General features: G+C 40.8%; 9 protein-coding genes. 6 read left to right on the forward strand and 3 right to left on the reverse strand.

Annotated features, from left to right (window positions below; translation table 11 throughout):
• Window positions 1–31 precede the first annotated feature (31 nt).
• Complete coding sequence (gene benK / locus F952_RS08125; protein WP_004925503.1) at window positions 32–1432, reverse strand: MFS family benzoate transporter BenK; 1401 nt, start codon at window positions 1430–1432, stop codon at window positions 32–34.
• Between the two features lie 37 nt (window positions 1433–1469).
• Window positions 1470–2717: a benzoate transport porin BenP gene (gene benP, locus F952_RS08130; RefSeq protein ID WP_004925506.1), complete on the reverse strand. Its 1248-nt coding sequence runs from the start codon at window positions 2715–2717 to the stop codon at window positions 1470–1472.
• Between the two features lie 283 nt (window positions 2718–3000).
• Between benP and areR the strand changes: the two genes are divergently transcribed.
• The 6 genes from areR (at window position 3001) to F952_RS08160 (ending at window position 10822) form a co-directional block, all read left to right on the forward strand.
• On the forward strand, window positions 3001–4803 hold the full coding sequence (areR, locus tag F952_RS08135) for a sigma 54-interacting transcriptional regulator AreR (protein WP_004925511.1): 1803 nt from the start codon (window positions 3001–3003) through the stop codon (window positions 4801–4803).
• Between the two features lie 250 nt (window positions 4804–5053).
• The gene (gene areC / locus F952_RS08140) at window positions 5054–6508 is read left to right on the forward strand and encodes a benzaldehyde dehydrogenase AreC (protein WP_004925515.1); all 1455 of its coding nucleotides are present in this window, start codon (window positions 5054–5056) and stop codon (window positions 6506–6508) included.
• 27 nt (window positions 6509–6535) lie between these two features.
• Complete coding sequence (gene areB / locus F952_RS08145) at window positions 6536–7651, forward strand: benzyl alcohol dehydrogenase AreB (protein ID WP_004925516.1); 1116 nt, start codon at window positions 6536–6538, stop codon at window positions 7649–7651.
• A gap of 83 nt (window positions 7652–7734) precedes the next feature.
• A complete protein-coding gene (areA, locus tag F952_RS08150; protein ID WP_004925518.1) occupies window positions 7735–8715 on the forward strand; it encodes a benzyl esterase AreA in 981 nt (326 codons plus the stop codon).
• 196 nt (window positions 8716–8911) lie between these two features.
• On the forward strand, window positions 8912–10072 hold the full coding sequence (locus tag F952_RS08155; RefSeq protein ID WP_004925520.1) for an OmpP1/FadL family transporter: 1161 nt from the start codon (window positions 8912–8914) through the stop codon (window positions 10070–10072).
• Between the two features lie 30 nt (window positions 10073–10102).
• Entirely contained in the window at window positions 10103–10822 is a 720-nt protein-coding gene (locus F952_RS08160) for an alpha/beta fold hydrolase (protein ID WP_004925525.1), read from the forward strand.
• 31 nt (window positions 10823–10853) lie between these two features.
• Here the strand turns inward: F952_RS08160 and F952_RS08165 are convergent, their stop codons facing one another.
• The gene (locus tag F952_RS08165) at window positions 10854–11744 is read right to left on the reverse strand and encodes a LysR family transcriptional regulator (RefSeq protein WP_004925528.1); all 891 of its coding nucleotides are present in this window, start codon (window positions 11742–11744) and stop codon (window positions 10854–10856) included.
• Window positions 11745–11803: the final 59 nt, after the last annotated feature.

An 11803-nucleotide genomic window follows, 5' to 3' on the forward strand; every position in this document is an offset into this window, starting at 1 on the left:
AGGTGCTGATGGGTTTTTATAATTTTTTAGATTAATGCGAGACTGCTTCGTTCACTTTCACCGTAGTGGTGTCGTTTTGATTGGCAATCGGGCTGATCGGTTCAGGTTGATACATACGTCTGTCATTGATTAAAAATACCGTGACAATACCAAGAACCGCAGGAATACTCAGTGCCAGAAAGTTATAGAAGTGCGGCAGTTGCAAAGACAATAACCACCCAGTCAAGATTGGCCCTAAAATTGCGCCGACACGTCCCATGCCAAGCCCCCAACCAATTCCAGTAGAGCGAACATTTGGCGCATAAAATTTTGCCATATAGGCCAGCAGCATAATTTGAGCACCAATTGAGGCTGCGCCCGCACATGCAATTAAGATATACAAAATCACACTGCTAAACTGGAAAGACAACAGACTCAGTGAAATCGCACCCAGCAATAACAAGCCCATGGTCACAAATTTGACGTTATAGCGGTCCGCCAGATATCCACCCAAAATAGAGCCGATCATTCCCCCCACGTTTAAAGAGAACAAGAAAATGAGACTCTTCGAGAGGTTATAACCTGCTTCAATCATCAGTTTTGGCAACCAGTTCCCCAGTGCATAAACCATAATCAGTGTCATAAAAATTGAGCACCAGAACATCATCGTACTAAACGCACGCTGTTCCTGAAAAATCATTTTGACTGGCGCTTGTGCCTGATTTTGATTCGATGAGTTCAGTACAAAAACATGATCGGGCTGATACTGATACGACGGCACCATTTTGGTCATAATAAAACGAACCGTTTCATCTTTCTTTTTGCGAACCAAATAGTCAATCGATTCAGGCAAAACTTTCATGAGAGGCAATAACAACACCAATGGAATTCCGGCAATCATAAACATGATTTTCCAGCCATAAAGCGGCACTAAAATCGACCCCAGAAAAGCTGCCGTCATGCCGCCAATGGCATAACCACTAAACATCAAGGTTACAAAAAAACTTTTAAATTTTTTCGGTGCGTACTCACTGACCAGTGCAATTACGTTTGGCATTACACCACCAATGCCTACACCTGCCAAAAAGCGAAATATGGAAAATTGCGTGGTGGTTTCAGAAAAACCGCACAATACCGTGCACAAGCTAAATAAAATAATACAGACCGCAATGACTTTTTTACGGCTCACACCCAAATGTTCAAGCTTGTCGGCGATGGTGCCAAAAATCAGGGCACCAAACATCATACCAAACAATGCAATACTGCCAATAAAGCCTGCGGTAACCGGATCAATGGCCCACTCTTTCATCAGAAGCGGTAGCGCCACCCCGTAAATTACCAGATCGTAGCCATCAAAAATAATAATGAGGGTACTGAGTATAATCACTCGCCAATGAAACGGCGTGAGCTTTGAGTCGTCAATCATCTGATTGACATTAATTTCTCTAGACATAACATTCCTCCATCCATAAGGATTTAGCACCAAGCACTCAGAATTTTTTGGTGTAAGTTAGAAATAAACGATTTTCGTTAAAATCCGTTCCATAACGGACTTTATACGGGATATACAACCACTGGAATCCGACGCCTTTTAGCTTTGGATTTTGAAAGGCATAATTCAAAATAAAGTTGCTTTCTTGCTCTTTGTTTTTCAGACCTGTTGCGGTCTTAAAGTCGTACCCATACACATGCTTAAAGGTAAAATTTAAACCCGGTACATAATCTTTAAAGTCGTAGCCATAGATAAAGTGAACTGATTTTTCATCAGATTTAAAGAAGCCTGTGGTGTTCCAGTTGATGAAATAGGTTTCAGGTAAAAAACCATCTGGCAGTGGGTAAGCATCTCCCACAATTTGCTGATAACCCAATCCGACAGTATGATTTCGGTATTTCAAAGTTTCTAAAATTCCGAAGTTTTGGCTATCAATGTTGTAATTTTTATTGTCTTCACTGGCATTAAAATATTTAAGCTTGGTATGCAACGAGGCCTCAGGCGAAAGCTTGTAGCTATAATCTGCGCCAAGATAATGTTTGTTATAAAGATTTTCTAAATTACCAAAATAATATTCAAGCTTTAAATTCGGTAAAACCTGATACTTTAAATCGATGTAATTTAAACCGTCCGAAACGTATTTGATGCCATTTTTGGTGAAGGTCAGTTTACGAAAATCTTCTTCGTTACGTGGTGATACTTTAGAAATTATCCCGATTTCACCGGTAAGTTTACTGGTCAGTTTCGAATTGAGGCTAACGCCCTGATACGAAGTCAGTAACTGACGGCTACGGTCTACCGCAGTGACAGGTAAATCTGGCCAAAGCTCACCCACACGAAGTTCGGTTTGATCATATTTAAGTTTAAGTGTTCCACCATATTTCAAATAATCACGCGCCTGCTTTTGGCTTACCGGATCAAAAGGTAAAATGGTATCCGCCACCCCCTTGTCATGACTCAAACGAACCGCATATTGCACTGAACCATCCACACCAATTTCAAGTCCATCGATGGGTGTTTTGTAATAGTCAGATTTATAAAATAAAGAAGCGCCTTGCGACCAGCTACCGGTGTCCTTGACAGCATTGCCGTCATAATCACGATCGATATAAGCGTTTTTGAGGCTAAGTGTCCAGTTATCTTGAGCATTGACCACTGTCGGTATCACACCGATACAGCCTACCATGCCAAAAGTAACCCCCATTCGTAGCATAAACTGATAAAGACGCGTTGTTGAATATTGCATAGGTCCTTCCCAAAAGATCATCCTGATCATGTAATAAAAATAATTATTGATCGCTAATTTATTTTTTTTAATCACGTGTGTCGATATTCAAAAATACATATATTCATACCTTTAGGATATGTTAATGCGTATAAAACGCCTAAAATCTATAAAATCAACTTTTATACACAACTCAAAAAGTATCTTTGCTATAGTCAAAAAAGATTCAATGGACGATGAAAAGATGATGTTGTTTCGGATGTAGTCGCGAGCAACGTTTCTTTGTTTTTGAAGGATTCAAACTATGCAAATTTCATCAAGTCGTGACTGGTGCCAAGTTAAAGATTATTTTTATAAAACGGGTCAAGTTCCAGAACAAACCGAGCTTGATCCAACCATTTTACAGATGTGGCATAAAGCCAAAGCAGCGGGCTTGAGCCCGTTCACGCCAGTTCCAGCTTCGACACAGCAGCCCCTAACCACAGACGATATTCGTCTATCTGAAACGGTTTTTCCTATTTTGAAAGATATTTGGGCGCTGTTTAAACATCAGAATATTTGTACATTTTTCCTTAATACCCAATTTAAAATTATTGCCGAATATCAAAATCCTGACCCTCATTCGCCCTATCATTTTTTAAAGCAAGGTCAAGTTCTGGATATTGCACAGTTTGGCAGTATTGCGCCCTCGTGTAGTATTTTGAGTCAGATGCCGATCATTATGATGGGCCACCAGCATTATTTAAATGAATTTTCTGACTTTTACTGTGCATCGGTACCTGTGTTCAATGGTCAGGGCAAAATACTGGGCGCGCTAGACATCACCTCGTATCGTGAACAACTGGCCAGTAACTGGCTAAGACACCTGCTTTATCAGGGGTATGTGGTTGAAAATGAAATTATAAAAAAGAATATGCCAGCACAGCATAAGCTGCTTTATTTTCAGCATTCAGAAGATTTATTAAAAACAGCCTATACTGGCATGATTGAAATTGATGCCACGGGGCAGATTCAAAAAGCCAATCAAATGGCACTAACTCTACTCAACACGTCTATCGATCAATTATTGTATAAGCCCATTTCGAACTATTTCAGTTCGATAAGTACCCTCGCCTCACTTGAGCAGCAGACGCAATTTATACGTAGTCAAGACGAAGCGCTGTTTTATGCACGTTTATACACGCCCCAAATGACTAAAAAAACAAGCCACCTATTCAGCACATCTACACCCGATTTCAAAGATATTGCCAAATTAAGCAAAATCTTGCATTCCGATGTACCCATTTTAATTACGGGTGCCACAGGCTCAGGTAAAGATCATTTGGCACGTCAAATTCACGAATTTGCGACAAAAGATCAGGCATTTATTTCGATTAACTGTGCAGCTATTCCTGAACACTTACTTGAATCTGAACTTTTCGGCTATGAAGCAGGTGCTTTTACAGGAGCAAGTGCCAAAGGCAAACGTGGTTTGATCGAACTTGCTCATCAGGGCATTTTGTTTTTAGATGAAATTGGTGATTTACCCAAACATTTACAGGCAAAATTATTACGCGTTTTACAAGATCAGGTTTTTTATCGTGTAGGCGGTCATAAGCCGATTCAAAGTCAGTTCAAATTAATTTCTGCCACCCATCAAGATCTATTGGCAATGATTGACAATCATGACTTCAGAAGTGATTTGTATTACAGAATATGTGGCTATCAGATCGAGTTACCGCAACTCAAAGACCGTCCAGATAAAATTGATATTTTTAAGACACTGCTGGCCAACGCCAAAATTTACAGTTGGTCGGTCAATGTTCAAGAACAGTTCGAGCACTATGATTGGCCAGGAAACATTCGAGAATTGACTCATGTGATTCAACTTTCTGCGGCGCTTATAGCGCATGATTCTCTTGAACATGCGCATCTTGAACATTTACATGTACCACAGCAACGAAAAGTTACGCCCCAATCCTACCTAGCAAATAAACCTCAAACTTCACTGAATCAGATGACTAAACAGCTCGTTTTAGACATTTTGCAACAAGAAAAAGGCAACATCTCTCAAGCCGCTAAGCGACTCAATATCTCAAGAACAACACTGTATAAGTATTTACAGTAATAAGCTCAAGGACAGTATTGTACATTGTTCAGATTCTGGACAATGTACAATTCAATAGTGTCCAGCCCCTGAACAATTACCCGAAAATTTAAAAAAATTAATTTAATAAAAACAATAATTTAAATAGTGGCACATTCCCTGCAATAGGTGAGATATCGATACTACACATACGATTTTAGTCTGTGTGGTTTTAAACAATCGTAAGAACGAAATTATCGAAAAAGCACGAACAGGACGTTACGAGGTCTATATGACATTACTTGATGCTTCAATTTGGAACAAAAAATTATTTAATGGCGGTTGGTTTGAAAGCGGACAACCCTATGGTGTGGTAGAAGTTGCCACAGGTGAGCAGCTCGGCCAGACAGGCTCTGCATCGCCTACAGATGTTGCTCAAGCAGCGAAAGAAGCGCAAACGGCACAGCGGCAGTGGTGGGCGCTCGATTATTTAGAACGCCAAGCCGTATTTGAAAAAGCCGTACAGATTGCCACAGAGCATCAAGATGAACTGGTCAATTGGCTGATTCGTGAAAGTGGCTCACTGGCACTCAAAGCTCAGTTTGAAGTGAAAGTAAGCATTCAAATGCTTAAAAACTGTATTGCATTTCCGCAGCTAGATCAGGGGAACATATTACCGAGTCGCAACGGTAAATTAAGCTTGGCCAAACGCTTACCGTTGGGTGTGGTCGGCGTGATTTCACCTTTTAATTTTCCGCTTTATTTGGCGCTTCGTGCGGTTGGGCCAGCTTTGGCATTTGGTAATGCGGTGGTACTTAAGCCAGATGAACGAACGGCGGTGTGTAGTGGTTACGCAATTGCCCGCATTTTTGAACTGGCTGGCTTACCAAAGGGATTACTGCATGTATTACCAGGTGGCGCCGATACAGGTGAAGCACTCACACTCGATCCACATATTGCCAGCATTCAGTTTACGGGTTCAACACAGGTGGGCCGTATCATTGGTGCCAATGCAGGCAAAACTTTGAAAAAAGTCTCGTTAGAACTTGGCGGCAAAAACTCACTGATTATTCTCGACGATGCCGATCTCGATTTAGCAGCCGAGAATATTGCATGGGGTGCATTTTTGCATTCTGGGCAGATTTGCATGACATCTGGCAAAATCTTAATTCATGAAAAAATTTACGATGCCCTCAAAGCGCGTGTAATCGAAAAGGTCAAACGCTTTGTGGTGGGTAATCCTTTAGAGCAAAACGTGACCATTGGCCCTTTGATCAATGAAAAGCAAAGCAAGCGCGTAGAAGCATTGGTTCAAGCCGCGGTTGAACACGGCGCGACCCTTGAAATTGGAGGTAAAGCGAATGGCCCGTTCTTTGAGCCAAGCGTACTTTCACAGGTGCAAGCAGACAATCCAATTTTCAGTGAAGAGATCTTTGGGCCAGTGGCCGTACTGATTCCTTTTGCAAGCGATGAACAAGCGATTGAACTGGCCAATATGGGAGATTATGGGCTTTCGGCTGGCATTATTTCATCCAACGTGGGGCGTGCCATGCAACTCGGTGCACAGCTAAATGTTGGTTTGTTACATATCAATGATCAGACCGTAAATGATGAAACGATTAATCCATTTGGCGGATTTGGCGCGTCTGGTAATGCAACACGAATTGGTGGGCCAGCAAATCCAGATGAATTTACTCAGTGGCAATGGATGACCATTCAGGCTGAGGCCCCACACTATCCATTTTAATTTTTTTCTCATACAGGATGTATAGAAATGACAAAGTTTACCGAAATCACAGCAGCAGTGACCGAATGCAAAGGCGCAGACTTTGAGCTCAAACAGCTCAAAATTCGTGAACCTCAAAACGATGAAGTATTGGTTAAAATTGTGGCAACGGGAATGTGCCATACCGATCTGATTGTGCGTGATCAGTATTATCCTGTTCCATTACCAGCGGTACTTGGTCACGAGGGTTCAGGCATCATTGAAGCCATTGGCCCGAATGTCAAAGATTTGGCTGTAGGTGATCACGTGGTGCTCAGCTATGGCTTTTGTGGAAGCTGTGAGCAGTGTAGCAGCGGACAACCAGCCTACTGTCAGGATTTTTTTGGACGAAACTTCAGTGGTGGAGATCCAGATGGGCATTCTGCCGTATGCTCGCACGATCATCATAAAATTCATGATCATTTCTTTGCGCAATCTTCGTTTGCAACCTACGCCATCAGCCGTGAAAATAATGCCGTAAAAGTGAGTAAAGATGTACCGCTTGAACTTTTGGGGCCACTCGGCTGCGGCATACAAACTGGTGCAGGTGCTGCAATCAATGCGCTGAAAGTCGCGCCTGCCAGTAGCTTTGTCACTTGGGGTGCAGGCGCAGTCGGACTCAGTGCACTTCTTGCTGCAAAAGTATGTGGTGCGACCACTATTATTGCAGTGGATATTGTCGAGTCTCGTTTGGCGTTAGCCAAAGAACTTGGTGCGACCCATGTTATCAACAGTAAAACGCAAGATCCCGTCGAAGCCATCAAGGAAATCACAGGCGGTGGTGTAAAGTTTGCTCTTGAATCGACTGGACGCCCAGAAATTTTGAAACAAGGGATCGATGCGCTCGGTATTCTTGGCAGCATTGCAGTGGTAGGTGCTCCGCCTTTAGGAACGACCGCAGCATTTGACGTGAATGATTTATTGCTTGGCGGCAAATCGATTATCGGCGTTGTAGAAGGCAGCGGCGTACCGAAAAAGTTTATTCCGGCTTTGGTTTCGCTGTATCAGCAAGGTAAGTTTCCGTTCGACAAACTGGTTAAGTTCTATGATTTTAAAGATATTAATCAGGCTGCAATTGATAGCCATAAAGGCATCACGCTCAAACCCATTTTAAAAATTGGTTAAGCATTGAGAAGTTATGTCTTGAACAATACATAACTTCTCAAATCGTAAATAAATCAAAAAGATTTAAAAAGGATTTTTAATACATGTTACAGAGTTTAGATCCTCAACTGGCAAGTTTTTTTGCAATGCTTGAAAATCAAGGTGCACCTGCATTTGATATTGGTACTCTAAATGACCCAAATATCAATGAAATGAGAAACTGGTATCTCAATTTTGGTCCTCATGTAGCGGGGCAATTCATTGAACTTCAAGACGTAGAAGATTTATGGATACAAGTAGACGATGGTAGCTTACGCTTAAGATTGTATAAAACTCAACGCCAGCATAGTGAATCATGTGAAACACTGATTTACTTCCATGGCGGAGGTTGGTGTATAGGGAGTATCGAAACGCATGATTTACTTTGTCGGCATTTAGTGAATGATCTAGATGTTAATGTCATTAGTGTCGATTATCGTCTTGCGCCTGAATACCCATACCCTCAAGCTGCTCATGATGCGATTCATGCCACACAGTGGATTTTTGAACATGCATCTGCTCTTGGCATTCATCCAGACCATTTATATGTTGCAGGAGACAGCGCAGGGGGCAATCTGGCAGCAATCACTGCTCTCACTTTTAAAGAACAAACGTATAGAACTTCTTTAGCAGGGCAAATTTTAATCTACCCATGTATTGATCTTACCGTAATACATGACAACAAATATCCATCCTTTGAAAAACAGAAGCTCACTCCTCCTCTATCTGCCGAACAAATGTCAAAGATGATACAAATCTATTTGAAAAATGAAGATTTTGCTTATCAATGGCTTGCCTCGCCACTACTCGCTCAAAGTCACCAACATCTTCCATCTACATTAATTATAACAGCCGAATTTGATCCTTTACATGATCAGGGTTGTGTTTATTTTGAAAAATTAAAAAGCAGTTTAGTAAATACTGAATATCATGAAATAAAAGGTGTGGTACATGGTTTTTTTGAAATGTATGGCGTACTCAATAAAACAAAAGAGACAATCAATATAATAAGAGCGTGGTTAAAAAACAATACAAAATCCAAATAATCAGTTTTAATTAAAAAGGTTCTTAATAAGAACCTTTTTAATTTACCTGTAAAATTATTATATCAATAATGTATAAATATATACTCTCACATGACTAAAAATATAAAACCAATCATTTAAAATTTAAAATACTCTAAATAATTTTAGATAAATAAAAGTCAAATGGTTTGACTTATTCAATACAAGGATTTTGAGTATGTTTCCTCATAAGTTATCTCTGGTTCTGATTGCCTGCATGCCATTATCAAGCTATGCATTTAATGGCGTTTATAATACTGGATCAGGACAAGTCTCTAGCGGTATGGGCGGAGTAAGTCTTGCTCAGGGTATGGATCGAACTTCGATTCAAGATAATCCTGCCAATCTATCTTTTCAAAACAGTGGTGCAGACGCCCAACTTTCTTTATTAAATATTCGTGCTAAAGCGACCTTACTGAATCAGCCAGAAGGCTTTCATTCCGACAAAGTCATTCCGATCCCAAGTCTGGCTTTAGTCCAGCATTATAACGACCGCTTAAGTTGGGGACTAAGTCTCACGGGTGCTGGTGCAGCGGTAGACTATGATGAGCCTGCAATCCATGGATTTCCATCCGATAAAGCCAAAGATAATCTGGCAATTGTAAAGGCAAGCCCGACTGTATCGTACAAGGTTTTACCCAATCTCAGTTTGGGTGCCAGTTTAGATTTAGGTATTCAGCAATTCAGGGCAAAAGGTGTGCTTGCAGGAGTCGATGGACAAGGTACGCCCATTTTTCTAGAAAGTCATGGTAATCAGTGGGCTTATGGTGTTGGTGCAAGCATAGGTAGTACTTGGGAATTTCAGCCCAATTGGTGGCTTGGCGCGAGCTATAGCACTGAAATGAAATTTTCGAAGCTTGATGACTATAAAAATGATTTATTGGCACGCAGTGAAGGCAGAATTAATTTGCCAGAACGTTATGGAATCGGAATTAAACACAAAATAAATCAAAAGCTTACTCTAGCAGCCGATATCGTACGTTTTAATTGGCAAGATGCTGATGGATTAGGAAAAAAAGGTTCTTTTAACTGGCAAAATCAAACGGTTTATCGAGCTGGCGTGGATTATCAGCTCACACCTCATGATCATTTGCGTTTTGGCTATAGCCATGCAGACTCAGTTGTAGATGCTCAAGACACATTGGTGAATTTTTATGCCAATGCCGTCGCCAATCAATCATGGACTATTGGCTACGGCCATGATCTTGGTTTTGCAACCCTCAATCTTAGCTATGAATATGCGGTGAACAAAACCTTAAACGGTACTGGAAACAGTACAGGCACCAATTTAAGTAATCAAAACCATGTGATTACCCTCGGAATTTCAAAAGACTTTTAAACCCGATCAACACATTAAAGGACGATCAAAATGATAACATATGTACTTGTTCATGGCTCATGGCACGATGGCTCTCTCTGGGAACCTGTAGCCACTCATTTACGTGCTCAAGGCCATACCGTGCACTGTCCGACCGTGGCAGGCCATGGCCCAAATGCCGACCGGAATGTGACTCACGCGCAGTGCAGTCAATCGATTGCGGATTATATCGTAAAGCATGATCTCAGCGAGATTGTACTGCTTGGGCACAGCTATGGTGGCACCATTATTTCCAAAGTCGCCGAGGCCATTCCTGAGCGCATTCAAAGGCTGATTTACTGGAATGCTTTTGTTTTACAAGACGGCGAAAATATGTTTGATAACATGCCAGAAGCCTACTACGAGCTGTTTACGAGTTTGGCCGCAGCATCGGGTGATAATACTGTTTTACTGCCTTATGAAGTATGGCGTCATGCTTTCATCAATGATGCAGATGATCAAATGGCCGAGGAAACTTACAAGATGCTTACGCCTGAGCCTTGTCAGCCCTTTCATGATCGACTGGATCTAAAAAAATTCTATACGCTGAATATTCCAAAAAGCTACCTGAACTGCACCGAAGATCAGGCTTTACCTGCTGGCTTTTGGCACCCTAAAATGTCGAACAGACTCGGAGAATTTAAGTTGGTTGAAATGGGTGGAAGCCATGAAGCAATGTTTACCCGCCCTCAGGAATTGGCGACTAAAATTATTGAAGCCAGTCATGATTAATTGTTTAGACTGCCGGGCTTAGCCCGCGGTCTTACAAAACTGAAATAACCTTTTTACAGGTTTGAATCAACCATATCCGAGCAAGGGGCTCATTGGTTTGGGCAAACCAATGTAAGCCCACATAAAATTCAGACATTTGAAACGGCAACTCCAAAACACGGACATGGGATTGATTTAAATATTGCTGTGCAGCACGACTGGGCAGCGTCACCATCAAATCTGTTTTATCCAGCACACCTTGTAAAACTCCAAAATGTGGCACTTCCAAGGCAATTTTACGCTGATGCCCCATTAGTTTTAATACATGATCGACCTGAGTATGCCCGGTAGATGACTTTATCGCCACATGAGATTCATTCAAATACGCATCAAAACTGAGCGTACTTCTTATTCGCGGATGATTCATGTTGACCAGTGCAACATATCGCTCTAAAAAAAGAGTTTCATATTCAAGATGCTTAAACTCCAAATGTGTACTATTAAAAACAGCCACATCAATAAATCCTTCGATTAACCATTTTTCGACTTGATCAATTTTAATCTCTTCTACTTCTATTTTTATTTTTGGTGCATGTGCTCGTAAGTATTCGATTAATGTCGGTAACAAGCAAATTTCACCAATATCTGATAAACCAATTCGAAAGGTTTTATTTGAAGTGAGTGGATTAAAATTTAATGCCTCATCGACTGCTATTTCAATTTTTAAAATCGACTCTTTAAATACAGGATATAATTCATGCGATAATTTAGTTGCTTCCACACCATATTGCGTGCGTTCAAATAAAGGATTATTTAAATGCTTACGTAATCGATTTAAATTATAGGTAACAGAAGGTTGACTCAGATTTAAAATCTCAGCGGCTTTACTGATATTTTTATTTTCATAAACACAAATAAAAATACGGATCAGGCTTAAGTCCACGTTTTAGAATCTTCCATGATTTTAATTTAATCCTATCATAAACACTTTTATTCAACTCT

This window comes from Acinetobacter baylyi DSM 14961 = CIP 107474 (assembly GCF_000368685.1).
In the GTDB taxonomy this organism is placed as follows: Bacteria; Pseudomonadota; Gammaproteobacteria; order Pseudomonadales; family Moraxellaceae; genus Acinetobacter; species Acinetobacter baylyi.

Excerpts from the sequence above, each read along its gene's own strand:
- benK (WP_004925503.1), bottom strand. The coding sequence starts at position 1,432 with ATGTCTAGAGAAATTAATGTCAATCAGATGATTGACGACTCAAAGCTC.
- benP (WP_004925506.1), bottom strand. The coding sequence starts at position 2,717 with ATGCAATATTCAACAACGCGTCTTTATCAGTTTATGCTACGAATGGGG.
- areR (WP_004925511.1), top strand. The coding sequence starts at position 3,001 with ATGCAAATTTCATCAAGTCGTGACTGGTGCCAAGTTAAAGATTATTTT.
- areC (WP_004925515.1), top strand. The coding sequence starts at position 5,054 with ATGACATTACTTGATGCTTCAATTTGGAACAAAAAATTATTTAATGGC.
- areB (WP_004925516.1), top strand. The coding sequence starts at position 6,536 with ATGACAAAGTTTACCGAAATCACAGCAGCAGTGACCGAATGCAAAGGC.
- areA (WP_004925518.1), top strand. The coding sequence starts at position 7,735 with ATGTTACAGAGTTTAGATCCTCAACTGGCAAGTTTTTTTGCAATGCTT.
- F952_RS08155 (WP_004925520.1), top strand. The coding sequence starts at position 8,912 with ATGTTTCCTCATAAGTTATCTCTGGTTCTGATTGCCTGCATGCCATTA.
- F952_RS08160 (WP_004925525.1), top strand. The coding sequence starts at position 10,103 with ATGATAACATATGTACTTGTTCATGGCTCATGGCACGATGGCTCTCTC.